22 protein-coding genes, 1 tRNA gene and 1 riboswitch are annotated in these 25,173 nt (G+C 69.0%); of the genes, 4 read left to right on the plus strand and 19 right to left on the minus strand.

Annotated elements, in window-relative coordinates; all coding sequences use genetic code 11:
- Nucleotides 1-4: 4 nt before the first annotated feature.
- From tilS to dacB, 3 genes are all read right to left on the minus strand, one after another.
- On the minus strand, nt 5-979 hold the full coding sequence (tilS, locus tag BS329_RS04505; RefSeq protein WP_076155913.1) for a tRNA lysidine(34) synthetase TilS: 975 nt from the start codon (nt 977-979) through the stop codon (nt 5-7).
- Entirely contained in the window at nt 976-2,004 is a 1,029-nt protein-coding gene (locus tag BS329_RS04510) for a zinc-dependent metalloprotease (RefSeq protein ID WP_076155915.1), read from the minus strand. Before BS329_RS04510 ends, tilS begins: the two co-directional genes overlap by 4 nt.
- A gap of 111 nt (nt 2,005-2,115) precedes the next feature.
- A complete protein-coding gene (gene dacB, locus BS329_RS04515) occupies nt 2,116-4,164 on the minus strand; it encodes a D-alanyl-D-alanine carboxypeptidase/D-alanyl-D-alanine endopeptidase (RefSeq protein ID WP_143252846.1) in 2,049 nt (682 codons plus the stop codon).
- 151 nt (nt 4,165-4,315) lie between these two features.
- Between dacB and BS329_RS04520 the strand changes: the two genes are divergently transcribed.
- Nucleotides 4,316-4,834 (plus strand): inorganic diphosphatase, encoded by a 519-nt coding sequence (locus tag BS329_RS04520; protein WP_076155917.1) that lies wholly within the window; start codon nt 4,316-4,318, stop codon nt 4,832-4,834.
- A gap of 120 nt (nt 4,835-4,954) precedes the next feature.
- On the opposite strand, the gene BS329_RS04525 is transcribed toward BS329_RS04520, so the two are convergent.
- The 5 genes from BS329_RS04525 to BS329_RS04550 all read right to left on the minus strand — a co-directional run bounded on the left by BS329_RS04525 (nt 4,955) and on the right by BS329_RS04550 (nt 9,475).
- Nucleotides 4,955-6,223 (minus strand): serine hydroxymethyltransferase, encoded by a 1,269-nt coding sequence (locus BS329_RS04525; protein WP_076155918.1) that lies wholly within the window; start codon nt 6,221-6,223, stop codon nt 4,955-4,957.
- A gap of 21 nt (nt 6,224-6,244) precedes the next feature.
- Nucleotides 6,245-6,328, minus strand: a riboswitch (ZMP/ZTP riboswitch).
- A gap of 143 nt (nt 6,329-6,471) precedes the next feature.
- Entirely contained in the window at nt 6,472-6,903 is a 432-nt protein-coding gene (locus tag BS329_RS04535; RefSeq protein WP_076155922.1) for an uL11 family ribosomal protein, read from the minus strand.
- A 34-nt stretch (nt 6,904-6,937) separates the two neighbouring features.
- Entirely contained in the window at nt 6,938-7,459 is a 522-nt protein-coding gene (locus tag BS329_RS04540) for a gamma carbonic anhydrase family protein (RefSeq protein WP_076156822.1), read from the minus strand.
- Nucleotides 7,460-7,545: 86 nt separating this feature from the next.
- Nucleotides 7,546-8,772, minus strand: coding sequence for a M14 family metallopeptidase (locus BS329_RS04545; RefSeq protein WP_076155923.1), 1,227 nt, complete (start codon nt 8,770-8,772; stop codon nt 7,546-7,548).
- Between the two features lie 115 nt (nt 8,773-8,887).
- Nucleotides 8,888-9,475 carry a TetR/AcrR family transcriptional regulator gene (locus tag BS329_RS04550; RefSeq protein WP_076155925.1) on the minus strand — a complete coding sequence of 196 codons (588 nt, stop codon included), beginning with the start codon at nt 9,473-9,475 and terminating at the stop codon, nt 8,888-8,890.
- A 123-nt stretch (nt 9,476-9,598) separates the two neighbouring features.
- On the opposite strand from BS329_RS04550, the gene BS329_RS04555 reads away from it, so the two are divergent.
- The gene (locus tag BS329_RS04555; protein ID WP_076155927.1) at nt 9,599-10,063 is read left to right on the plus strand and encodes a GreA/GreB family elongation factor; all 465 of its coding nucleotides are present in this window, start codon (nt 9,599-9,601) and stop codon (nt 10,061-10,063) included.
- 157 nt (nt 10,064-10,220) lie between these two features.
- Here the strand turns inward: BS329_RS04555 and BS329_RS04560 are convergent, their stop codons facing one another.
- The 6 genes from BS329_RS04560 to BS329_RS04585 all read right to left on the minus strand — a co-directional run bounded on the left by BS329_RS04560 (nt 10,221) and on the right by BS329_RS04585 (nt 16,471).
- Nucleotides 10,221-11,753, minus strand: coding sequence for a PstS family phosphate ABC transporter substrate-binding protein (locus BS329_RS04560; protein ID WP_076155928.1), 1,533 nt, complete (start codon nt 11,751-11,753; stop codon nt 10,221-10,223).
- 72 nt (nt 11,754-11,825) lie between these two features.
- Nucleotides 11,826-13,313, minus strand: coding sequence for a flavin-containing monooxygenase (locus tag BS329_RS04565; protein WP_076155930.1), 1,488 nt, complete (start codon nt 13,311-13,313; stop codon nt 11,826-11,828).
- Nucleotides 13,310-13,795: an NAD(P)/FAD-dependent oxidoreductase gene (locus tag BS329_RS04570; RefSeq protein ID WP_076155931.1), complete on the minus strand. Its 486-nt coding sequence runs from the start codon at nt 13,793-13,795 to the stop codon at nt 13,310-13,312. Before BS329_RS04570 ends, BS329_RS04565 begins: the two co-directional genes overlap by 4 nt.
- Nucleotides 13,792-14,721: a reductase gene (locus tag BS329_RS04575; protein WP_076155933.1), complete on the minus strand. Its 930-nt coding sequence runs from the start codon at nt 14,719-14,721 to the stop codon at nt 13,792-13,794. The genes BS329_RS04570 and BS329_RS04575 overlap by 4 nt, the downstream gene beginning before the upstream one ends.
- Nucleotides 14,721-15,545: an SDR family NAD(P)-dependent oxidoreductase gene (locus BS329_RS04580; RefSeq protein WP_076155934.1), complete on the minus strand. Its 825-nt coding sequence runs from the start codon at nt 15,543-15,545 to the stop codon at nt 14,721-14,723. Before BS329_RS04580 ends, BS329_RS04575 begins: the two co-directional genes overlap by 1 nt.
- A complete protein-coding gene (locus tag BS329_RS04585; RefSeq protein ID WP_208619146.1) occupies nt 15,542-16,471 on the minus strand; it encodes an alpha/beta hydrolase in 930 nt (309 codons plus the stop codon). Before BS329_RS04585 ends, BS329_RS04580 begins: the two co-directional genes overlap by 4 nt.
- 44 nt (nt 16,472-16,515) lie before the next feature.
- On the opposite strand from BS329_RS04585, the gene BS329_RS04590 reads away from it, so the two are divergent.
- Nucleotides 16,516-17,169 (plus strand): TetR/AcrR family transcriptional regulator, encoded by a 654-nt coding sequence (locus BS329_RS04590; protein WP_076155938.1) that lies wholly within the window; start codon nt 16,516-16,518, stop codon nt 17,167-17,169.
- Nucleotides 17,170-17,536: 367 nt separating this feature from the next.
- Here BS329_RS04590 and BS329_RS04595 read toward each other — a convergent pair.
- Nucleotides 17,537-17,610 (minus strand) — tRNA-Thr (locus BS329_RS04595).
- Nucleotides 17,611-17,750: 140 nt separating this feature from the next.
- On the opposite strand from BS329_RS04595, the gene BS329_RS04600 reads away from it, so the two are divergent.
- Entirely contained in the window at nt 17,751-19,451 is a 1,701-nt protein-coding gene (locus BS329_RS04600) for a hypothetical protein (RefSeq protein ID WP_143252850.1), read from the plus strand.
- A 467-nt stretch (nt 19,452-19,918) separates the two neighbouring features.
- Here BS329_RS04600 and BS329_RS04605 read toward each other — a convergent pair whose 3' ends face one another.
- The 4 genes from BS329_RS04605 to BS329_RS04620 form a co-directional block, all read right to left on the minus strand.
- Complete coding sequence (locus BS329_RS04605; protein ID WP_076155939.1) at nt 19,919-21,127, minus strand: DNA polymerase III subunit delta'; 1,209 nt, start codon at nt 21,125-21,127, stop codon at nt 19,919-19,921.
- Entirely contained in the window at nt 21,124-23,178 is a 2,055-nt protein-coding gene (locus BS329_RS04610) for a bifunctional MFS transporter/dTMP kinase (RefSeq protein ID WP_076155941.1), read from the minus strand. Before BS329_RS04610 ends, BS329_RS04605 begins: the two co-directional genes overlap by 4 nt.
- A 142-nt stretch (nt 23,179-23,320) precedes the next feature.
- Nucleotides 23,321-23,935 (minus strand): hypothetical protein, encoded by a 615-nt coding sequence (locus tag BS329_RS04615; protein ID WP_244197030.1) that lies wholly within the window; start codon nt 23,933-23,935, stop codon nt 23,321-23,323.
- Between the two features lie 10 nt (nt 23,936-23,945).
- Nucleotides 23,946-25,034 carry a hypothetical protein gene (locus BS329_RS04620; protein WP_244197031.1) on the minus strand — a complete coding sequence of 363 codons (1,089 nt, stop codon included), beginning with the start codon at nt 25,032-25,034 and terminating at the stop codon, nt 23,946-23,948.
- Between the last annotated feature and the right edge of the window lie 139 nt (nt 25,035-25,173).

A 25,173-nucleotide genomic window follows, 5' to 3' on the forward strand; every position in this document is an offset into this window, starting at 1 on the left:
CCCTCTAGGTGGTGGATTGGGGTGCTTCGACCGAGAGCCTGCCATGCGCCCGTTCGGCCACCAAGTCGCCGGGTAGCCAGACCCCGCCTTGACCCCGCCAGTTCCCCACCAGCGCGTCGACCGAACGCAGGTGGGCGTCGGTGAGTTCGCGCACTCCGGAGTCCAGCAGCCACCTGCGCAGGACTCGTCGTCGCAGGGCGGGTGGCTCGGTGGCGAGCACCGCGACGTCGAGTCCTTCGTCGGTGAAGGCACGCAGGTAGACGTCGCCCGCGAGTGTGTCCAACGCCTCGGTGTCCTCGCGCAGTTGCGCCGCCGTGCGGGCGAGCGAGGCCGCGACACCGCCGGACAGCACATCCTCCAGAAGGGGCAGTACTTCCGTCCGCAACCGGACACGGGTGAACCGCGGGTCCTCGTTGTGCGGGTCCTGCCACGGTTCGACGCCGAGCGCCCGGCACGCCTGCCGGGTGGTGGCGCGGGTGACGCCGAGCAGCGGCCGTCCCCACGGCGGGTCGTGCGGCCGCATCCCGGCCAGCGAGCGCGGTCCCGATCCCCGGCCGAGGCCGAGCAGGACGGTTTCGGCCTGGTCGTCGAGGGTGTGGCCGAGGAGGACGAGACCGTGGCTTTCCGGCAGCGCCGAACGCAAGGCGCGATACCGGGCCCGGCGGGCCGCGGCTTCCGGCCCGCCCGCGCCTCCGACGCTCACCCGTAGGACTTCGGCGGTGTCGACACCCAGCTCACGGGCCGTGTCGGCCGCCTTCGCCGCGGTTTCGGCGGAACCGTCCTGGAGGCCGTGGTCGACGACGAGCGCCCGCACCCTCAGCCCCGCGCGAGTGCCGACGAACGCCGCCGCCGCGGCCAGCGCGAGCGAATCCGCGCCGCCGGAAACCGCGACACACACCTCGTCGCGAGGATCCGCCGACGTCAGGAGGTCCCGCACGGCCGTCCGCACGGCCGCGATCGCCGGATCCGGCCCGCTCACCCGTGCAGGCGCCGCACCCAGGCCGCCGGATCGGTGATCTCGGCCCGGGTCGGCAGCGTGTTCGGCGACGTCCAGACGGCGTTGAAGCCCTCCATGCCGACAGCGTCGACGACGTGCTTGGTGAACTTCGCGCCCTGCTCGTACTGCCGCATCTTCGCGTCCACCCCGAGCAGGCTGCGCAGCACGCGGTCGACCAGCCCGCCGCCCTTGCGCCGCGCGGTGAACCGCGAGCGGATCAGCTCGACACTCGGCACGACCCGCGGCCCGACGGCGTCCATGACGAAGTCGGCGTGCCCCTCCAGCAGGGTGGAGAGCGCGAGGAGCCGGTCGAACACCGCGCGCTCGCTCGGCGACTGCAGGAGTTCGGCGAGACCGGCGCCGCCGGCCTTGCCCTTGCCGATCTGCTTGATGGTGTCCGGGAGACGGCCGACCAGATCGCTCAGCCCGTCGGCGTCGCGGCCGGCGAGCCCGCCGATCAGGCGCTCGACCTCGTCGGCGAAGTAGTCGCGCAGCCAGGTGACCGCGGTGAACTGGAGCCGGTGGGTGCCTTCGTGCAGGCAGACCCACAGCCGGAAATCGTGGCCGGGGACGTCCATCGCGCGCTGGGCGGCGACCACGTTCGGCGCGACGAGCACCAGCTGGCCACGGCGTTCCGGCCCGCCGAACGGGTCGTACTGGCCGAGCACGCGGGAGGCCAGGAACGCGAGCACCAGCCCGGTCTGGACGCCGGCGCCACCGGCCAGCACGGGGCCGAGCGGACCGCCCTGCGCCTGCGGCAGCGCGCGGCCGGTGAGCGCGTCGAGCCCGGCGGCGGCCGAGCGGACCCAGCCGGGCCGGTCGACGACCTCGGCGGGCAGCAGCGGCAGTTCGAGCCCGAGCCCGGTCAGCTCGCGGACGTGCCCCTCCGCCTCGCTGGTCAGCTCCCGCAGATCGGCGACGGCTTCTTCGGCCTCTTCGCGGTCGACCGCCGGGCCACCGCGCACCAGGAGGGCGCCCGTCGAGGCGGCCAGGGACCAGTCGACCATCGAACGTGTCTTGGTCGGCGTTTCCTCAGTCACTCTTATGACGCTACCCGCTGAAAGCCCGGATTCCGCCGCGACTTCCTCACGCTCCGATTCCGGTCGTTCACGCCGAACTCAGCGGCAGCCGCACTGGTGCAGGGTCGCCGCGACGACGTCGAGCGCGGCCCTGCCCTTGTTCTGGTCCGAACCGGACGACATCAGCGCGAACACCAGCATCCGGCCGTCGGTGTCCAGCACCACACCCGCCAAGGTGTTCACCCCGGACAGCGTCCCGGTCTTGCCTCGCACCCAGCCCCGGCCCGCCGCGGACGCCGGATCGGCGTAGCGCTTCTCCAGCGTCCCGCTGCCACCCGCGACGGGGAGGCCAGCCAGCAGCGGCCGCAGTTTGGCCGTCCTCGGATCCTTGCCGTCCGGCGCCGCCGCGACCGCGAGGATCTCGCTGAGCACCTTCGCCGGGATCTTGTTCTGGTCGGACAGGCCGCTGCCGTCGTTGATCTGGACGCCGGTGAGGTCGAAGCCCGCCTGCTTGAGCACGTCCATCGTCGCGGCCGCGCCGCCGGTGAAGGACGCTTCACCGCCCTTGGCGATCGCGATCTGGCGAGCGAGGACGTCGGCGAGCATGTTGTCCGAAAGCTGCAACAGCGAGTTGGCGAACTCGACCAGCGGCTGCGACTTGACCTCGCCGAGCACCTTCGCGTCCTTCGGCGCCGTCGTCGTACCGCCGGCTTGGGCTTCGAGCTTCCCCGCGATCTTCTGGGTCAGCGCGGCCGCCGGATTCGCGATCCGGGGCGCGTGGTCGCTCTTCGGGTCGTTGCGTCCGCCGTCGGCCATCACCGGGACGACCGCCGCCATGTAGGTGTTCCCGGCGGCGGTGTCCTCCGGGTCCCAGCCCTTCGCGGCCGTCGGCCCCTTGAACAGGCTGACGTCCAGCTGGACCTTGGTGATCTTGCCGCCGGTGGCCTTCTTGACCTGGGCGACGAGGTCGTCGACGTGGGCGGCGCCCGGGTACAGCGGCGAGTCGGTGCCCAGCGGAAGCGAGGTCAGCGACGGGTCGCCGCCCGCGACCAGGATGGCCGTGCCCGGATCGGCGCCCTGGACGATCTTCGTCGGGATCTGCATCCCGTGGTCCAGTGACAGCAACGCGGCCGCCACGACGAGGATCTTCGTGGTCGACGCCGGGGTCAGCGGGGTGCCGGAGTTCTTGTCCCAGAGGACGTCGCCGGTCGCCGCGTCCACGACGGTGCCGGTGAGCGTGCCGAGGTCGGCGGAACCGGCGGGACCCGCCAGCGCGGACGCGAGACCGTCCTTCGTCGGCCCGGCGCCGTTGATGTCCGGCCCGTGCAGGACGCGGGAAATGCCCGCGGGCTTGGGGATGTCGGCCTTCGGCGCGTTCGGCGCCCAGGGCAGGCCGAGCCGGTTCGACACCTTCGGCATCGCGGAGGCGCCACCCACCCCGGCGAGCAGCAGGACGACGACCACGGCCGTGATCACCAGGACCTTGCGCTTGCGCTTCTTCGGCTTCGGCGCGGCCGCGGCGGCCGGAGGCTCCTCGGAGGGCGGTTCCGGCTTCTGGATCCCGACGGTGGCTTCGGCGTCGAAGCGCTTTTCGGCCGGCTCGATGCGGACCGGACGCGCGTGCATCGTCGCGGACGGGACCGGCGCGGGACGCGGCGGCTCGACCCGGTTCTGCTCGGGACGGCGCGGTATGTCTTGGACCGCTTTCTCCTGGACCGGCGGCTCCTGCCGCGGCTCGGGGTCACGCGACGGAGTGGCGGCGCCCCGGTCGAACTGGTCCCAGTCCGGTTCGTCCCCGCGCTGAGACTGGGCGGGTTTCACGAAGACCGTCTTCGGCTCGGCGGGCCGCTCCGGCTTCTCCGGCTCGACCGGCGTCACCGGGGCGAAGGCGGACCACTGCGGCGTGGGGGTCACCGGGACGTCCGGTTCGTCCTCGACCTCGACGACCGGCTCGAACCAGGAGCCGCTTTCGGGTGTGACCTTCGGCACTGACAGCTCTTCGGTCTTGCCGTTCGCCAGACCCGACATGGGCAGCCAGACGGTGCTCTGACCTTCCCCCTTGGTGCCCTTGGGCTCGGTGGAAGAGGTGTCCTTGTCGTCCGACGGCCACCTCGGGTCATCGTTTTCCGGCACGTAACGCTCCTTCATCCGCCGTCCGGGAAGGGGCCAAGCTCACATACGACCACATCGATGCGACCGCCCGAGCCCCCGTGGTCCACACTAGTGAAGACAAGACGATGATTTCGGTGAGCCGTCCGCGACGCCCGCGCGGACCCATGACGAGAGCAGCGAGGCCGGCGTGGAATTCGACGTCACTATCGAAATCCCCAAGGGGGAGCGCAACAAGTACGAGGTGGACCACAAGACCGGTCGGATCAAGCTCGACCGGACGCTGTTCACCGCCACTCAGTACCCCGCCGACTACGGCTTCATCGACGACACCCTCGGCCAGGACGGCGACCCGCTCGACGTGCTGGTGCTCGTCCAGGAGCCGACCTTCCCGGGCTGCCTGATCCGCTGCCGCGCGATCGGCATGTTCCGGATGACCGACGAGAAAGGCCCGGACGACAAGGTCCTCGCGGTTCCGACGAACGACCCGCGCCTGGAGCACCTGCGCGACATCCACCACCTGAACGAGTTCCACAAGCTCGAGATCCAGCACTTCTTCGAGGTGTACAAGGACCTGGAGCCGGGCAAGAGCGTCGAGGGTTCCTCTTGGGTCGGGCGTTCCGACGCCGAGGCCGAGATCAAGCGTTCGTACGAGCGTGAGACCGACCGGCTGGCCAAGGAGGCCGTCGACGGTCCCGCGGCTCACTAGTCGCTTCGCAAGGCCGAAGGGGCCCTTCACCGCACGCGATGCGGTGAAGGGCCCCTTCGTCATACCCCGCAAGTAGTCGACTAATTGCGGCCAGTCCTAAGTCGATCCCATGCCGATGACTCAGGCCGAGTAGCCCGGGATCGGGAACGGCGCCAGGAACTCGCGGATCTCGGCGGCGACGGTGTCCAAAGCGGACTGTTCCCCGGCCGCCGCGGCGGTGATCGTGCGGTCGATCCACTCCGCCACCTTGACCTGATGCTCCGGCTCGAGCCCGCGCGTGGTGATCGCGGAGGTGCCGAGCCGGATGCCGGACGGGTCGAACGGCTTGCGCGGGTCGAACGGCACGGTGTTGTAGTTCAGTTCGATCCCGGCCCGGTCCAGCGCCTGCGCGGCGGGTTTGCCCGGCACGTTCTTGTTCGTCAGGTCGATCAGCAGCAGGTGGTTGTCGGTACCGCCGGACACGAGGTCGTATCCGCGCTCCACCAAAGCCTCCGCCAGCGCCTTGGCGTTCGCCACGATCGCGTGCGCGTAGTCGCGGAACTCCGGCTTCTGCGCCTCGCCCAGCGCCACCGCGATCGCCGCGGTCGTGTGGTTGTGCGGCCCGCCCTGAAGACCGGGGAACACCGCCTTGTCGACGGCCTTCGCGTGGTCGGCGTCGGAAAGGATCATCGCGCCACGCGGGCCGCGCAGGGTCTTGTGCGTGGTCGTGGTGATGACCTGCGCGTGCCCGACCGGCGACGGATGCGCACCACCGGCGACGAGACCGGCGATATGCGCGATGTCGGCGACCAGGACGGCGTCGACCTCGCGGGCGATCTCCGCGAACGCCGGGAAGTCGATGGTGCGCGGGATCGCGGTGCCGCCCGCGAAGATCAGCTTCGGCCGGTGCCGCAACGCGAGTTCACGCACCTGGTCGAGGTCGACGCGGCCGGTCTCCTCGCGGACGCCGTAGCGGACCGGCGTGAACCACTTGCCGGTCGCGGAGACACTCCAGCCGTGCGTCAGGTGGCCGCCGTCGGGCAGCGCCATGCCGAGCACGGTGTCGCCCGGCTTCGCGAAGGCGAGGTACACGGCCAGGTTCGCCGGCGAACCGGAGTACGGCTGGACGTTGGCGTGGTCGGCGCCGAAGACGGCCTTCGCCCGCTCGATGGCAAGGTTCTCGATCTGGTCGACGAGCTGCTGGCCCTCGTAGTACCGCTTGCCGGCGTAGCCCTCGGAGTACTTGTTGGTGAGGACGGTGCCGGTCGCTTCGAGCACCGCCTGGGAGACGTAGTTCTCGGAGGCGATCAGGCGGATCTTGTCGTGCTGGCGCTTCGCCTCGTCCTCGACGAGCCCGGCAATCCGCGGGTCGGCGGCGGCGAGCGCGGACAGTTCTGGCTGGTGTGTCATGGCGTGCTCCGGCTCAGGAGTGGCCTTCACCCAGGCGCGCGGTGCCGGCCTGAATTCGCTTCCCGGTGGTGCTCCACCTCAAATGCGCCAGTCGCTGGTGCCCCCGGAGCCTAGTGCACTCCGCCCGGGCCGGAGTCGGCATGCGGACGATGTTCGCCGCACCATCGGCGGCCGCCTGCTCGCCGGGCAACGCCTCGACCACCCCGGCGAGCCACGGGTTCCCTTGCGAGAGCGGCCTTTTCGCGACCTCATGGTGCTTCGATCGCGACGCCCATCGAGCGGGCCGTGCCCGCGATCGTGCGCATGGCCGCGCCGAGGTCGCCGGTGTTGAGATCCGGCAGCTTCCGTTCGGCGATCCCGCGTAACTGGTCCTGGGTGAGCTTTCCCGCGACCTCGTGACCGGGACGGCCGGAACCCTTGCCGCCCAAGGCCTTCTTGATGAGGAACGACGTCGGCGGGGTCTTCAGCCGGAGTTCGAAGGAGCGATCCTCGAACACCGACACGACCACCGGGACGATTTCGCCGCGCTGCGCCGCCGTCGCCGTGTCGTAGGCCTTCTTGACCTCTACGAGATTCACGCCGGTCTGGCCGAGTGTCTTGCCGAGGTCGACCACCGGCGCGTTGCCGGCGGTCAGCTCGAGCGTCGCCTGATGCGTTTTCTTCTTCGACTTCGGTGCCATACGCCCGAAGCTAAGGTCTCCAGTTACCGGAGAGTCAATCGATCGGCTTGCTGCCTTCCGCGTGCCTGCGCGCCAGTTCCCGGTAGATCGCCGCGTTGTGCTCGACCCACAGCTTCGCGTTGCCGTCGAGCGGGACGTGCTTCTTCGCTGGGCTGCCCATCGCGACGGTCTCGGGCGGGACGACCATCCCCGGCGTCACCGTGGCACCGGCGGCGACCAGGGCCTTCGCCCCGATCTGCGCCTTGTCGAGCACGGTCGAGCCGTTCCCGATCAGCGCCTGCTCGCCGATCGTGCAGTCGTGCACGAGGCACTGGTGCCCGACGGTGACGTTCTTGCCGACCTCGGTGACCCCGTCGTTGACGTGGATGACCGAGTTGTCCTGGATGTTGGCGCCTTCGCGGATCACGATCTTCCCGAAGTCGGCGCGCAGGACCGCGCCGTACCAGACGGAAGCGCCCTTCTCCACGATCACGTCACCGATCAGGGTGGCGGTGGGGGCGATCCACGCTTCGGGATCCACCTGGGGACGGTGCCCCTCGAATTCGAACAGCGGCATGCCCCGCACCCTATGCCGCCCGAGCGCGTGAAGGCCCCCTTCCCTCGGCTGAGCCGAGGGAAGGGGGCCTTCACGCGCCAATACGGTCAGCCGATGGCGGTGTTCAGCAGGAGGTCCACGGCGCGGTCGTTACGCGTGGTCTCCCGCACGATCACCTCGTCGGGCGGGTAGAAACCGGGGTTCGAACCCCGCGGGTACATCTCGAAGGTGAAGCTCAGGATCTTGTGGGTGCCCCACATCCAGTCGTCGATCGTCCCGTCCGTGATGTACAGGTCGCTCGACTGCTGCGGCGTGTAGCCGTTGGTCGCCGCCAGCTGACGGCCCACCGTCTGGAACCGCTGCGCTTCCGCGGCGGTCATGCCGGGGGCGGTGTCGTTGTAGGTGAAGCCGAACGGCCACAGGACGAGCTCCGAGTAGGTGTGGAAGTCGATGCTCGCCTTGATCTGCTGGACGCCGCCGATCTTGCGTGAGTTCACGAAGTTGGACACCGCCCTGGTCTCCGGGGCGGAGAACGCCGAGGGGCCGCGGTAGGTCTCGCTGGTGGTCGAGCCCGACGAACCGCCGCAGCAGCCCCAGTTGTAGGCCCAGTTGCGGTTGGGGTCGGTGCCGTTGCCCTGGCGGTTCTTGCGCCAGTACTTGTAGCTGCCGCCGGAGATGTCGTACTCCGAGCCGTCCGGGTTGACGTTCGGGATCACGTAGATCTCGGTGCTGTCGACGAATCGCTTGATCGCCGGGTCGGACGCGTAGCCCTGGGTGAACCGGTTCACGATCCGCAGGCACATCTCGGTGGTGAGGTGTTCGCGGGCGTGCTGGTTGCAGGTGAAGAGGACTTCGGGCTCGTTCTCGTCGGTCGCGACGTTGTCGCTGATCTTGAGCATGTTCAGCGCGCGGTTCTGGTACGAGTTGCCGACGCTGCTCAGCCTCGCGATGGAGCCGAAGTTCGTCTGGGCGTTGCGCAGTTCCGTCGTGACCTCGGCGTAGTTGTGGTAGCCGGAGTCGGACGGCGGGAAGTCGTTGATCGCGTTCGCGCCCGGCTTCTCCGACCGGTCGACGACGCCGCGCTGTTCGACACGGAAGCCGAGCGAGCGGATCTTCGCCGCGTCGCGCGCTTCGCCGATCACCGTGGTCGTGGAGCCGGAGGTGCCGAGGACATCGACGCCCAGCCGGGAGATCTGGGTGCGCTGCTGTGACGTGCCGGTGCCGAAGACCTCGTAGATCTGGACCTGCGCGTCTTCGGTCTGCTGGTCGGCGGTCGCCGGACTCGCGGCGACCGGGATGGTGAACGCCGCGACGGCCGCGATCGCCACGGCCATGCACCGTCTTATGCGCATCGTCGTCTCCTAGCTCTCAGGCAAGGGAAGGGAACCTCACCATGGCCGGAGCGGGCAGACCGAACAATCCGTAACGGTACGGATCTAATGCGTATTTCTACCCGTAGTTCGCGAAGCAGAGCGCTTCGATGTCGCCGCGCAGTGCGGCGAACGGCCGCCGCCGGACGCGCTGCTGGACGATCGCGCCGAGCAGATAGGACAGCAGCGCCCGCGCCCGCGCGCGGGGGTCTTCCACGTCGAGCGGTGCGAGCAGTTCCGCGAGCAGTTCGGTGATCGACGTCAGCATGACGTCGATGGCCTGCGGATGCTGCGCGCGGCCCGCCGCGATCCAGTATTCGAACCAGAGGAAGGCCGCGTCCGGGCGGCCGGAGAACTCGGCGAGGAACGCCTCCAGCGCCGCGAACAGCCGCTCGTCCGGGTGATCGTGTTTCTCCGAAATTTTGCGCAAATCGGCGGTGAACGTTGTGATGTGCGCCGCCATCGCGCGGTCGATCAGGACGTCGATGTCCGCGAAGTAGTAATGAATCGCACTCTTCGTGAGGGGTCCGGCCTCCGCGATCGCGCGGACGGTGCAGCCGGCGAGCCCGTCCCTGGCGAGCACGGCACGTGCCGCTTCGACGATCTGCTCCTGTTTCTGCAGCTGATTGGGGGAGAGCCGCGCGCTGCGGCCGGGAACGGCGGTCACGAAGTTCCTTACACCAAGTAGTCAGGACGGTAGCCCTGAAGCTTAGGGCAACCGTCCTGCCCGATCACAGCGGGTGAAAAATCGAGGTGGCTAGCGGCCGATCTGTGGCGGACAATGCGCGGCATGGTGACCACAGGGGACAACGGGTTCAGCCCGGCGGCACGCCGGCAGCTGGAAAAGGAACTCGCCGATCTGCGTGCGCAGCGCGACGCGATGGCGCCGCTCGTCGGCGAACAGGAACGAACCGGCGACGCGGCCGATCAAGCGGAGGTGCTGGACCGCGCGGAGGCCGCCGCCTACCTCGACCGGCGCATCGCCGACGTGGCCGCGAAACTCGAGCACGGCGGCCGCAACAGCAAGGGCCTGCTTCCCGACGGCACCACCGTCACCCTCAGATTCTCCGACGGCGACGAAGACGAACTCCACATCGTCACGATCCCGGGCGAGGACGCCGACGCCTCCACGGTCACCTCGGACAGCCCGCTCGGCCTGGCGCTCGTGGGCGCCAAGGAGGGCGACGAGATCAAGTACCGGACACCGCGCGGCGAGACCAGCGCCACCGTCGTCACCCTGAAGCCGCCTGCCTGACCGATTCGTTCCGTGAAGGGCCCCTTCACGTCCTTGGCACGCCGTCGCCGCATGTCGCGAAAGCCACGTTCGGGACATCAGACGTCTCGAACGTGGCTTTCGCGACACAGCGGTGGTGGCGGGGCGAGAAGCCCGCTGAAGTACATGAAGGGGGCCTTCACGTACCCGGACGGCAGAGGACCGGATTCGCCAGTTCGGCGCACGGCCGGTGCCCGTGTGACCGGACGATGTCCTTGCCGACCTGGTTGGTCAGATACCGCAGGAAGCTCGCGACGAGCGAGTCGGCCTTCGGCTCGCCGAAGGTGTAGGCGTACTCCGTCTCCCAGAACGGGTACGCGGCGTGGATCGCGCCCTCCAGGGTCGCCTGGTGGCCGTCGATCCGGACCGGCAGCACGTCCTCGCGTTTCGTCGCCGCGCCCAGTTCGCTGTAACCGAGCGCGCCCGGCACCCGCGCGATCGCGTCGAGGACGTCGTTCGTGGACGGCTTCGCGCAGCGCACCACGCCCGGCTGGGTTCCCGGAGCCTGCTTGAGGCAGTCGTCGGAGTTGTCGCCCGGCTCCCGCTTGCCGTCCAGGATCCGGACCTCGAACGTCCGCCGCGTGCCGGAGTCGGAATGCCGGTCGACGAGCCGGACGGGCCGGTCCTTGCCGCCGATCTCCTTCCAGTTCGCGATCTTGCCGTCGTAGACGTCGCGGATCTGCGCGAGCGAAAGATCCTGGACGCCGGCTTCGGCGTTGATCACGAGGGTGAACAGCGAGAACGCGACCGGACGCGGCAGCAGTTGCGGGAAGCCCTCGCCCTTGGCGCCGTCGGAGAACGCCAGCATCCCGTCGTTCGCGGCTTGGTTCAGGCTGCCGAGCCCTTCCGCGCTTCCCCGGCTGTCGAACGAAAAGGACGCTCCTGGGCACGTCTTCGCATACGATGCCGTCGCTTCCTTCAGCACCGGCGCGAACGCCGTCGATCCGGTGATCACCAGCTTCCCGGACGCGCAGTCCAGCGGCGGCGGCTTCTCGTCGAAGACCAGCGAACGGGTCAGCTGGAAGATGCTGACCACCACGAGGAAGAGGATCAGCGCCATCACCGAACCGGTCGGTCCGGTCCGGCTCTTGGTCTCGCGGAGCGTGCCGCCCTTGATCTCGCCGACGACCTGGGGATCGTCGAAATCGTCGGTCGAACCGTTCGGGATCCGGTCGAGGACGGCGAGGATCTTGTAGTGCGCGCCGCGGTTCAGCGGCACCCTCGGCAGGTCGATCACCCCGACGGGCCGTTCGGGATTCTCGTCGCGCGCGCCGAAACCGGAGTCGTCGCCGAAACATTCGTGCAGATGCGGCGAGCTGAGTTCGGTGACCACCATCCCGGCCACGGTGCGGCCAGGGAACTTCACGCGGACGCCGACGCGGTCGTTCTCGTTGACCGCGTAGTCGTCGGTGTCGATGTCGGTGGTGCCGCTGTTCTCGATGCGCAGCAACACGAACGACGGGTCGACGAGCCGCTCGCCGTTCTCGTGCTGCAACTGCGCCAGCGCGTCGGCCGTCGGCGCGAAGCCTCGCTCGGACGCCGTCGGGGTGTCCATCTGCACGCGGTAGCCGAGCCGTTTGCGGCCGACGAGCACGAACTCCCACAGGAACGCGACGGCCGGGACGGCGATCCCGACCACCGCGAGCAGGACGTCCCAGGGAAAGCCTTCCAAGACCAGCCTCCAGGTTCGGGAAATCGAACCTAAGGCTCATCCCGGCCGGGGACGGCGGACTTCAGCCAGTGTTCACCGGCCGTCCGCGAAGGCGTAGTCGGCGAGGTCGAAGAACCGGCTCGTCACCATCGTTTCCAGCGTCGGCGACGCACGGAAGGGCACGTCCCCGTTCGCGTCGAAGTAGTAGCTGTTGGCCAGCGAACAGCTGTCCTGGAAGAACACCTGGTGCTTGCGGCGGTCCAGCATGCTCCGGAAGTACCGGTCGTTGGCCTCGTTCGTGACCTCCACCCGGGTCGCGCCGGTCTTTCGCGCGTTGCGCAGGCACCGCACGATATGCGCGGTCTGGGTCTCGATCAGGTTGAAGTACGAGGAGCCGTTGTAACCGTAGGGGCCGAGAATGGTGAACAGGTTCGGGAAACCGGGAACGCTGACCCCTTGATAGGCCTGGAACCGGTTCTCCTCCCAGAACTTCTCCAGATCGGTTCCGCCAGCCCCGCGCACGGTGAACGCGGGCATGTTGCCCTTCTCGAAGACCTTGAACCCGGTCGCCAGCACCAGGACGTCGACCGGATGCCCGGTGCCGTCGACGGTGCGCACGCCGGACTCGGTGATCGCGTCGATGCTCGTGGTCTCCAGCGTGACGTTGTCCCGGTTGAACGTCTGGAGGTAGTCGTTGGAGAAGCTCGGCCGCTTGCAGCCCAAGGCATAGCGTGGAGTGAGCTTCTCGCGGGTCTCCGGATCCTTGACCGCGCGGCGCAGGTGCGCGAGCCCGATCCGCTCGCCCGCGCCCGCGGTCGGCAGGAGTTTGTGGAAATGCGCGGCCAGCGGGAAGGTCAGCTCGACCAGTGCCTGACTGGCCAGCCGGGACAGCCGTTTCGCGCCGGGCAGCCGTCGCATCGCGAGCCGCACCGGCCCCGGCAGCGCGGCGTCCGGTTTCGGCAGGCACCAGATCGGCGTCCGCTGGAACACCGTCAGCTGCCCGGCCTCCGGCGCGATGGACGGGATGACCTGGACGGCCGAGGCCCCGGTCCCGACGACCGCGACGCGTTTCCCGCGCAGGTCGACGGTGTGGTCCCAGCGGGCGGTGTGCATGACCGTGCCGCGGAAGTCGGCGAGCCCGTCGATGTCCGGCGGTTTCGGCTGGGTGAGCACGCCGGTGGCGCCCACGACGAACCGCGCGGTCGTCGACCAGCCGTCGGCGGTTTCGAGGCGCCACAAGTGCGTTTCGTCGTCGAAGGTCGCGGCGACGACCTTCGAGCCGAGGCGGGTGCGGCGGCGGATGTCGTACTTGTCGACGCAGTATTCGGCGTAGGCCTTCAGTTCCCGGCCCGGCGCGTAGACCCGCGACCAACCGGAGATCTGCTCGAACGAGAACTGGTAGCTGAACGAGGGGATGTCGACGGCGACACCGGGATAGGTGTTCCAGTGCCACGCGCCGCCGACGCCGTCGCCCTCTTCCAGCATCAGGAAGTCTTCGAAACCCGCTTTTCGAAGCAGGATCGCGGCGCCGATGCCGGAGAAGCCGCCGCCGATGATCGCGATCTCGTGGTCCGGGGTCATCCGGGACGTCCTTTCAGGGCGAAAAACGAACTGGCGCCGAGCACGACGACGTCGGCCTGGTGCTCGACGCCTTCCGCGGTACGGATTCCGTAGGGCGCGAAGGCGTAGACGGGCCAGGTGACGAGCTTGCAGCCGGGTCGCCGCAGCGCCCCGTAGTAGCCGAGGCCCGGCGCCGTCCGCCGCGAGCCGAACCGCCGGTCCGGCGTCAGCAGTCTGCGGATCCAGGGGTCTTTCACCTGCCAGCGCAGGAAAACGCGGGCGACGGCGATGCCGAGGACGTTCGGCCCGGGTACCGGCATCGGCACCACCCAGTCCGGTTCCTCCTGGAACACCTTCACCGACCGCGCGGTGGCCGCCACCTCGGGCACGATCTGCGCCGCCTCGCGGCCGGGCGCGACGACGGCGACGCGCTGCCCGGCGAAGTCGTGCCCGAACCATTCGGTGCCGCGCAGCACCTCGCCGCGGAATTCGCCCAAGGTCATGACGCGACCGGTTCGTGGGTGATCTCCTCGGTCCACGACTGCGGTTTGCCGAGCAGCCGGGCGGGGATCAGGCGGGTCACCTTCACCATCGGGTCGGCGAGCAGCCGGTGGTAGACGTGCGAGCGGTCGACGATCATCGCCGCCTGCGCCTTGAGCACGTGGTATGCCGGGATGCGTTTGGTGAACTCGCCGCGGCCGCCGATGGTGGAGAACCGCTTCACGGCGTTGTACAGCTTCTTCTCCGGCAGGCCCATCGCGACGATGTTGTCCCGCATCTTGTTGATCAGCGGGACGAACACCACGATCAGCCCCAGTACGACCTGCGGCCTGAGCGAGCCGATCGATTCGGTGAGCAGCTTGTGCGTCGAACCGGCGCCGATCAGTTCGAGCACCTCGAAATCGGCGGTGATGTGCCGCGACTCGTCGGAGTTGATATGCCGGAACACCTGATGGCACACCGGATCGGAGACCTCGTCCAGCAGGAACTTCACCAGCGCGCCGTCCAGCGCGCATTCCAGCAGCGGGATGAGCGTGGCCAGCGCGGTCAGCGGCATCGAGTCGCCGTGATCGTCGAGGACCTTGATGGCCAGCTTGACGTTGATGTTCGGCTCGGGCATCGAGCTGTCTTCGTCGAGCATGCCCCACCGCTTCATCAACGCCAGTTCCGCGTTGGCGTGCTTCTGTTCCTCGGCGTGGAAGTACCGGTAGATCTCCTGGATCACCGGCGTCGGCGCCTTCTTGGCCAGCGAGGCGAACCCGCGGGCGCCGACGTGCTCGATCCACACGAGGTCGGCCATGAACGGCCGCATCTTGGCGCGCAGTTCGCCGGTCATCGTCTCCGCGCCGGGCGCGTCCCAGTCGATGTCGGCCAGCGACCACTGCTTGTCCTTGACGGTCTGGAGCAGCGCCTCGAAGTCGTAGGCCATCACTTCTCCTTTGCGGCGGGGAGGAACCGGCCGAGGAGGCCGGCGATCCGCGTGTACGGGACGGGCACGAAACGCTTGGCGTGCCAGAGAAGCTGAGCGTCGGGCTGCGGTACCACGTAAAGCCGTCCACGGTCGTGGGCGTCGAGTGTCATCCGCGCGACGCGTTCCGGCGAGAACCCGACCAGATCGGAGACCCGCTGCGCGAAGCCGCGCGCTTCGGCGTCGATGAGTTCGCCGCCGAAGATGTCGGTACGGACGAAGGTCGGGCACAGCACGGTCACCGCGACGCCGGTGCCGGACAGCTCGGCGGCCAGTGTTTCCGAGAGGCTGACGACCCCGGCCTTGCTCACGTTGTAGGCCGCCATTCTCGGCGCGGCGGTGAACCCCGCGGCCGAGGCGACGTTGATGACTCCACCCGCCTTCGCCGCCCGCATGGCGGGAACGAAGGTGTGGCAGCCGTGGATCACGCCCCAGAGGTTCACGCCGAGGGTCCGCTGCCAATCGGAGAGCGGGGTCTCCCCCACGAGCTTGCCGCCCGCGCCGATCCCGGCGTTGTTGACGACGAGGTCCGGATCGCGGCCGAGCCAGGACCGGGCCTGGCTCGCGAGTTCGGCGAATTCGTCCACAGTGGACACGTCACAGGCGACGGCGACCGCCTCGCCTCCGTTCTTGAGTTCCGCCACGGTTTCCTCGGCGGACGCGAGGTCGATGTCGGCGCAGACGACACGGCTTCCACGCCGGACGAGTTCCGCCGCGATCGCCTTCCCGATCCCGCTGCCCGCCCCGGTGACGACGGCGTGCGCTCCGTGAGTCCGTTTCGTCACGATGCCTTCCTCAGTGCCGCTGGAAGATGCCCGGTCAGGAACCGGCAGGCCCGCTCCATCGCCGGTGCCGCCTCCGGGATGAACCGGGTCAGCGCCTGGAAGACGTGCATCTGGCCGGGGACAACGTCCAGTTCGCAGTCGGCCCCCGCGCGGCGCAGGGCTCTGGCCAGCTCGATGGCGTCGGCGGCGAGCATTTCGAGGCCGCCTGCCTGGATGATCGTCGGCGGGAACCCCTTGACGTCGTCGAAGGCGAACCGCAGCCGCGCCGACGCGAGGTCGGCGTCCACCGTGTACAGACCGACCAGCTTGGCCGCCGCCGCGGCGGAGATCATCGGGTCGCGGCGCATGCGTTCCCGTTGGGCGGCCAAGGAGAACGTCACGTCGAACAGCGGCGAGAAAAGCGCCATCGCCGCGGGCGGGTCTTTGCGTTCGGAGATCAGCTGCGTGGCGAGATCGACCGCGAGATGCCCGCCCGCGGAGTCGCCCGCGACGAGGATCCGCCGGTATCCCTGATCGAGGAGCCGGTCGTACGCCGCGCGGACGTCGTCGGCGGCGCTCGGGAAGCGATGCCGGGGCGCGAGCCGGTATTCGCAGGCGAACACCGGCAGCCCGGTGCCCGCGGAAACCCGCGTGGTCAGCCCGCGATGCGTGCGGGCCGAGCAGAGCGCGTACCCGCTGCCGTGGATGTAGAGGACCACACTGTCGGCACTGTCGGCGCCGGGCCCGCGGACCCACTCGCCGTGGACACCGGGTTCGACGCGGCTTCCCTTCAGCGGTGGCGACGCCAGCCACAAACTCGTGGCGATGAAGGCACGGGAGAACCTGATCCCGGCCCGGTTGGCCGGAATCGCGTTGGCGATCGGCCGCACGAAAGCGGTCGTCAGCGCGGCGGCCAACGCGGGTCGCAGGCCATTCTGCGGTCGCATGCCCTCAGAATGAATCCGGGGGCGTCTGCTGTCAAGATGGAGCGGTGACCTCGTCCCGCCGCTACAGCGGCAAAACCGCCGTGGAGCGCCGCGCCGAACGACGGCTGGCCCTGCTCCGCGCCGCACTGGACATCTGGCAGGAACAGGGCTGGGCGGCGGTCACCATGCGAGGCGTCTGCGCGCGGGCGAACCTGACCGACCGGTACTTCTATGAGAGCTTCGCCAACCGCGACGCGCTGCTCGCCACCGCCTGGGAACAGGTCCGCGACGAGACGCTGCGAATGGTCCTCGACGCTGTCGCGTCCCGGATCGAGCAACCCGCCCTGGACCAGCTTCGCGCCGCGCTGGACGTCGTCGTCCACCATGTGCGGGAGGAGCCGGCGCGGGCGCAGATCCTGTTCGGCGACCACGCGGGCAGCGCGGTGCTGGAGCAACTTCGACGGCAGACCGTCCAGGAGACCACCGGTCTGCTGATCGAACTCGCCCGGCCGCATCTGAAGCCCGACGTGGACGGGCTGGAGTTCCGCGTCAACGTCCTGCTGGGCATCGGGGGCTTCGTGGAGATCATGCTCGCGTGGCGCTCCGGCGCCCTCGACGCCGACGCGGACACGCTCGTCGATCACCTCACCGGAGTGGGTACTTCGCTGTCGCGGATGTTTCTCAAAAGCTCCACCGACAGGGAATTTCCGGTGGATTGAGCGCTGATCTCGTTCACGGTTCAGCGGCTGGAGTCACAACGGATCACCCGCGTGAGCAGGACGCACCGACTGCAGGAGACCTGGCAATCCACGGAAAGCCTGGTCCACCGCGTCAAGGCGGTCCACGTCCCACGCGACAACATGGCCTCGACTAATCCGCTGGGATTCATGTCGCTGATGAGCGACGGCGACGATTCAGTTCTTCGAAGAATGCGGCGCGCTTCTCGAAGTCGACGCCATCGATTTGAGACTCGGATCGGGTGAACTTGACCAAGCGTATGCCGCTCCGGCCCGACGGCTGGGCCAGTCACTCGACCCCAAGGTCAGGGCCCCATCCGGAGTGTCCGGATGGGGCCCTGACCTGCGGAGCCGCCTAGGGGAATCGAACCCCTGACCTATTCATTACGAGTGAATCGCTCTGGCCGACTGAGCTAAGGCGGCAGACATCGGGCTCGCGTCCGATGACGGTGACCAGTGTAGCGGAGGGCTTGAACGTCACCTTCCGGGGCCACCGTCGTTAGGGTCCTATGACGCCGGTCTCAGTCCCCCAAGATCGGCCATCCCCACTGGAGGACCTGTTCATGCGGCGACGACTGCCCCGTGTGCTGGCGCTTCCGGCCGCCGCGGCTCTGCTTCTGCTGACCGCGGCTCCGGCGATCGCCCAGGACATCCCGACCACGCCGATCCCGGATCCGGCCAATCCGGGACAGCCGCCGATGTCGGCGCCGATCGGCCCGCAGCCGCTCGGGAAGGCGGTGGGTGACGCGGGGGCGGCGCTCGGCGTGCTCCGGCTGCTGCCCAACGCGGTGCCGACGAGCGCGATCCTGCCCGGCGCGGACAAGCTGCTGCCGAAGCAGTCCGCGCTCGAAGCCGGGATGGGGCTCTCCAGCGCGCAGGCCAACTCCGAGGCCTACCTGAATTACGAGAAGTCGATCGCGCAGTCGTCGCCGTTCGGGCTGTCGGCCGCGGGCAACGCGCCGCAGACGCCGGGCAGCCTCGTTCAGACGGCGCTACCGGACAACCCGAAGCCGATCAACGGCGGCCTCAACGCGCCGAAGAACCCGCTGTTCAACCTCGGCCTGTTGAACGGCGAGGCGCACGCGCGCTGGAGCCCGACGCTCGGGCCGTGCGTCGGCACGATCGCCGACTCGAGCACGTCGATCGCGAACCTCGCGCTGCTGCCGACCATCCCGAACATCCCGGGCGCCGACCAGCTGACCCAGGCTTCAGAGCAGCTCAGAGCCGGTCTTGAAGCACTTCCTGGCCCACTGGCGAGCCTGGGCGGACTGCTTTCGGGCACCGGCACCAGTGCCGATGGCAAGGGCGCGGTGCTGAGCCTGCCGAACACGCTGTCGTCGCGCTCGACCGTGCGGCTGGTCGACATGCCCGGCACGAAGAACAAGGCCGTCGAATCGACCTCGACCCTGCAAGCGGCCAGCATCGAACTGTTGAAGGGCACGCCGCTCGGCCTGACGATCAAGGTCGCCAGCCAGCCGACGCTGCGGGTCACCTCGACCGGCGACAAGAAGACGTCGAAGGTCGAGTACAGCGCGCCGGTGCTGCAGATCGTGCGCGGCGACAAGGTGCTGTTCACCCTCGACGCGAACAACCCGACCAAGGACATCCCGATCGGCATCCCGCTGCCGTCGCTCAAGCAGGTGCCGGGCTTCGAACAGCTGAAGAACGTGCCGGTCATCGGCGGTCTCGCCGAAATGCTGAACGGGGCCACGAAACAGCTTCCCGGCGGTGAGGCCGGGAACGGGCTCACCCTCGACCTCGGGGTGCTGAAGCTGTCGATCGCCGGGCTGAACCAGAAGTCGAGCGACACGAACTCGCCGTTCAAGGGTTTCCAGCTGGGTGCCTCGGCGCGGCTGCTGGACCTGCAGATCCTGCCGACCACCGCGCTGCAGAAGGCCCTGCCACCGGACGCGGCGAAGAACCTGCCGTCGTCGCTGGCGCAGATCTCGCTCGGCGAGCAGATCGCCCGTGCGCACGCACCGGCCGGCGGTGTCGAATGCGGCACCGTGACCCCGCCGCCCGCGGGCAACAACGGTGGCGCGGCGCCGAAGGGACCGGTCAAGAACCTGGCCTACACCAGCGGCGCGTACGACACGGTGCCGATGTTCTGGTCGGGTACCGCGATGCTGCTGCTCGGTGTCGTCATCGTCGCGGCCATGCCGGGACGGCGCCGGCTTTCGGTGGTCCCGGTTCGGCTGTCTTCGCCTTCGCCTTCGCCGAAGGATGATCCGGACTTTAAGCCTTCGCCGCGACCGCGCACCTAGCCGGGGCGAGGAGGTGATGAACGGTCCTTTCGCGCCTTGCTCCCGCGTGGGAGGCCCGTTCGTACCGCCCCTCGATCGCCGGTGAGTGGTTGCCGACGTGATCGTGAGTTGCGATTCGGGTCAGGGCGGGACGCTCCCCAGCGACCCACCGGTCCAACGATGGCGGGTGAAGGCCCCCTTCCCGCGGCTCAGCCGAGGGAACGCGACCTTCACCCCTCCCTCCCCAAGTACATGAAGGCCCCCTTCACTGCGCCAGGCGCAGTGAAGGGGGCCTTCATGTACTTCAAGCGAGCAAGGGTGCGCCCCCCAGGCCCGACCCGAATCCTCGTCACTTACCCACAGCACTTGTCCACAACCACCTCAACCTGTGGACAACTCCCGCCACCAGCACCTTTCCACCCCCAACCCCGGTAAACTGGACTCGGGGTCGCCCCCCTTGGGACGGGCGGGGGGTGGGGTACGGCGGTTCAGCCTTGGCGCAGCGTGGTGACCATGGCTTCGACGGCGATCCGCGGTTTCACGTTCAGGTCGATGGCCTCGCGGCATTCCAGTACGGCTTCGAGGCGGCGCAGGATCGAGTCCGGTGCCCAGGCGGAGGCGGCCTGCGAGATCTCCGACGCGTGGTCGGGGTGGTTCAGCGTCGCGTTCGCGCCGCTCGCGGTCACGAGCACGTCCCGGTAGAACGCGGCGAGGTCCACCAGCGCGAGATCGAGGGTGTCCCGCTGGGTCCGGGTCGCACGTGACTTCTGGCGCTTCTCGAGTTGCTTCACCGCGGCTTCGGCGGCGCGTTTCGCGCCCGAGACACCCTTTCCGATGCCGTCACCGCCCATCGCGGTGCGGAGTTCGGACCGTTCGGCCTCGTCGCGGACCTTGCTCTCCTCACCCGCGTCGGCCTCGGCCGCGCTGATCAGCTGATCGGAGCAAGTGAACACATCGGACGGACGACGCAGGCCGAGCGGGATCCGCAGCACCGTAGCCCGCCGCTGCCGGGCCGCCTCGTCGGTGGCGAGCCGCCGCGCACGGCCGACATGTCCACTCGAGACGGACGCCGCCCATCGCGCGCGTTCGGGATCGATACCGTCCCGTTCCACGAGCACCTGCGCGATCGCCTCGGCGGGCGGGGTCCGCAGGGTGACCAGACGGCACCGCGAGCGGATCGTCACCGACACGTCGTCCGGGTGGTCGGACGGCGCGCACAGCAGGAAAACCGTGCGGTCCGGCGGCTCCTCGACGGCCTTCAGCAACGCGTTCGACGCGCCCTCGGTCAACCTGTCGGCGTCTTCGATGACCACCACCTGCCACCGCCCGGTGGTCGGACGGCGAGCGGCTGACTGGACCAGCGCGCGCATTTCGGCGACCGAGATCGAAAGGCCTTCCGGCGCGACGAGCTTGACGTCGGCGTGCGTGCCGGCGAGCACGGTGCGACAGCCGGGGCATTCCCCGCAACCGAGACCGGTGCCGCACTGCAACGCCGCCGCGAACACCCTCGCGGCGGTCGAGCGGCCCGAACCCGGCGGCCCGGTCACCAGCCACGCGTGGGTCATCGCCCCCGGTGCGACAGGCTGGTTCTCGACGATCCGCGCGGCCGCCGTCGACGCCGAAGAAAGGAGGCGCGCGGCGGGCTCCTGGCCGACGAGCTGCTTCCAGACACCGATCAGCACCGGGGCTTCCGTCATCTCGCCTCGACCTTTTCCTCCGCCGGAGCGAGCCCGGCGAGCCGTCCGACCAGCACCGCGCGGACCGCGGTCCGCACCCTGTCGCTCACTTCGCCCTCGGTACCGTCCGCGTCGACCACCACGTACCGGTCCGGGTCGGCGGCGGCCATCTCCGTGAGCAGATGCTGCACCCGCCACTGCGCGTCCAGCGACTCCGACTTCCGCATCACCGTGCCGGGATCGGCGTCCAGCAGGACGGTGATGTCCGGCCGCAGCCGGTTGGTCGCCCAGTCGGCGAGCCCTTCGAGTTCCTGGCTGTCCAGCCCGGCGACCGCCGACAGATGCGCCAGCGGCGAGTCCACGAACCGTTCCATCACCACGACGGAACCGGCGTCGAGCGCGGGCTGGATGTCCCGTTCCACGATGTCCGCCCGCACCGCGGCGGCGGCGAGCGCCTGCGCCCGCGCACCGGTCAGCGAAGCACCGGCTAGCAACTTCGCGAGCCGTTGGTCGTCCAGTGCCGGGTCCGCGGCCAGCACGACGGGACGCGTCCCCGCGCGCAGCCACTCGGCCAGCCGCGCGGCCTGGGTCTCGGTGTTGATGGCGCGCGTGCCTTCGAGCGCGATCAGCAACCCGTTGACGCGGCGCGGGCTCCGGCGCAACGCGTTGCGGAGATCGGCGAGGATCGGCTCGGCACGCCTGTCGTCCATCTGCCGATAGGCGACGAGGCCGGCGATCAGCGCCAGCACCCCGCCGCCGATCATCACCGGCCTGCTGCCGTCGATCGTGATCGTGCCGCCCCACAAGGTGATCTCGGTCTGCTGGACCGCGCTGATCAGCACCGGCACCAGGATCGTCGAGCCGAACAACACGATCTTCATCAGCGACTGGTAGATCGCGTTGATCCGGCCGCGGATGGAGTCCTCGATCCGCGAACCGATGATCGTGACGCCGGTCAGGAACGCCGTCCCGGCCCACACCCCGACGGCGGCGACCGCGACCAGCGAAACGGCGAGGTGCGGCGACAGCGCGACGACGATGAGACACAGGCCCGCGGCGACGATCGAGATCCCGAACAGCCGGTCGTGCGCGAGCCGCCGGGCGAGTTTCGGAGCCAAGGCCATCCCGGTGGCGAGACCGAGGAAAACGGCGAGAACGAGGAGGTTGAACGCCGCGTCACCGCCGAGCAGGCTGGACGAGTACGGCTTGGCCGAACCGATCACCGCGCCACCGGCGGCGAACGCGCCGAACGCGCCGATCATCAACCCGCGCACCAACGGCGTCGTCCGGACGAACCGGGCGCCGTCGGAGATCATCTGGCGGAAGCCGAACTTCTCCTCGTCGGCCGCCTTGACCTTGGGTTTTTCGACCGCGTGGACGTTGCGCAGCGAAAGCTCGGGGATGCGGGTGGCGATCACGATCGCGCTGGTCAGGTACAGCAGGCCGGTGATGACGACGGCGACCTTCGCGATACCGAGCTGGGCATCGCCCTGGAAGAAATGGAACGTGGTGTTACTGCCGGTGAGCACGGCGTTCGCCCCGGCCGCGGTGATCACCGCGAGGCCGTAGGTCATCACCATGCCGAGCTGGTTGGCCGTCTCGACCTGGTCCGGGCGGCGCAGCAGGTTCGGCACCGCCGCGTCCTTCGACGGGATCCACATCATCGAGCAGCAGCCGACCAGGAAGTTCCCGACGAACACCCACCACGGTGTGCCGACGAACGCGATCGACAGCAGGAACCCGCATCGGCCGAGATCGCAGAGCACCATCACCTTGCGCCGGTCGAACCGGTCGGCGAGCAGCCCGCCGAGCGGGGCGAACAGCAGGCCCGGCAGCAGCGACGTCAGCACGACACCGACGAACGCGAAGTTCTGCGCGGCGTAGCTGTCGGTCAGCTTGGTGACCAGACCGGTCAGCGTGAGCAGGTTCAGCCAGTCCGCGACACTGCACAGATAGCTGACACCCCAGAGCCGGCGGAACGGTTTGATCGCCAGCACCCGCCGCGCACGGTGGATGGTGGAGGCATCACGGCCCGAAGATCCGCCCGTGCCCGCTTCGGGCACTGACTGCACGCCCTCGCTGATACGCCCACCCCACTAGTCACGCGGCGCCGGGCGACCCGGGTGTACGCCGAATCCCCCGACCGTATGGCCAGGGTATCCCGATGGGTGACGTGGGGACGGACGGCCCCGTCCGGCGCTACCGCCGGACGGGTTACCCGAAGATCCCCGCGATGCTGTTGAACAGGCTGGCCAGCAGCTGAATGGCGAGCACCGCGAAGACGATCATGAGCGCGATCGCGATCATCACACCGGTGGTGTTCGACGACGGCTTGCCGAGCCTCGGAAACTGCACCGGACGCTTGGCACGCCGTACTTCGAACTCGTCCTCTTCGTCGACCTCGACCGGCTCTTCCTGCTTGAACCGGCGAGGCTGGCGAAGCAGTTGCGGCGGCCTCGACGGCCACGTGCGCTGCTGGGGCAGGATCCCGATCGGCGTAGCGCCTTGCTCACCGACCGTGCTGACGATCTTCCCGGGCGGGAGGATCGCGGACTGCTCCGCGCCCGGCGTCCGGGTGGGCTGCTCGTCCGCCAGCAGAGCGGCGTTGACCATCCGGCTCACGTATTCCGGGTCGGGCTGGACCGGGCCGGGCACCTCCACACGGACTTCGTCGTCCCCTGCCAGGGAAGTCGATTGCGCGGGCGCGTCGGTCGTGACCAGCCCGGACATCGGGTCGGTGAATGTGTCGCCGGGAGGATCTGCCTGAGTGCCGTCGCCTTTCACGAATTCGGGAGCATCGAAGAAGGGGGCTTCGCCCTTCCCGTTCATGGTGACCACCTCACTGGGGAATGTCCTCTGCTTCCAGGGTAACCACCTCGGCCCGGCGCACATCCGCCCAATGGGCAAGGTAAATGTCACGCGCGGCAAGGCTGATCTTCACATCCTCCAGCAAAGGTTCGAAGAAAGAACGCCGGTACCGGGCATCTGTCGCGGTTGAAGCGGCGAAGTACAAACCGGAGAAAACCGCAAGGAAAAGGGAGACATTGACGAGTGCGGAACTCACCGGTAGAGGGACACCCAGCAGTGTTCCTGGCGCCGATTCACGGCCGGCGAACACCGTCACGACCTCCGGCCGGAGGATCAGCGCCCCGAACACGATGAAGAAGGCGAACACCAGTACTCCGAACGCCACGATCTGCACCGCCTGGGCGAGGAACAGCACCAGGCCGATGTTCAGTCGCTCTGTCTTCGCAAGAGTGGTCATCGCAGGCGCACGCCGACCCGGCGGCGGAGTGTCGTCGTCGAACGGCGTGCCGCGCAGGACGGCCGCCCCGGGTTCCAGGGTCCAGGACTTCAGCTCCTTCATCTCGTCGGACAGCATCGACGCCAGGAACACCGCCCCGATCACCACGAGGAAGCCGGCCACCAGCCACAACCGCCCCGGGCTCAGGCGTTCCACGGCCTGCCACAGCTCGGCGGTGAAGAAGCTGAACATCACCACCAGCAGGAGCAACGGCAACGCCCGCGACGCGAGCATGCCGATGGCCCTGACCTGCGCGACCGCGCTCCGCGCCGCCCAGGTCAGGATCGAGCCGACGCCGACCCGCACCAGCAGCATCAGCACGGCCAGCGCCGCCAGGTTGGTGAGCACGGCCAGCCACAGCGGGTCGTCCCACGGCACCAGTCCGGTGAGCCGCTCGCCGAGCGGCAGCACCAGCACCCAGAAGCCGATCGTCACGGCCATGACGGCCAGCCGGACCCGGATGCGGTGCACTGCCCGGAGCAGCTTTGCCATCAGGCGGCCGCCGACCACCGGCACCACGACCACGGCGACCGTCAGCGCCAGCACGCCGAGGACATAGGCGAGGCCGCTCTCGCGCATCCTGGCTTCGAGCACTGCCTCGGAGACGTCGAGCAGCTTCAGCAACCCGGTTAGCAGCAGGTCGAGCAGGCACAGGAACACCAGCCCCGGCGTCGACCGGCGCACCATGCCCGCGCCGCGCCTTCGCCGGTGGATGACCATCGGCAGCCCTCGCCGCCGGAACCACGCGTCCGCCGCGCGCCGG

Origin of the sequence: Amycolatopsis coloradensis, from assembly GCF_001953865.1 — a bacterium.
Classification (GTDB): Bacteria; Actinomycetota; Actinomycetes; order Mycobacteriales; family Pseudonocardiaceae; genus Amycolatopsis; species Amycolatopsis coloradensis.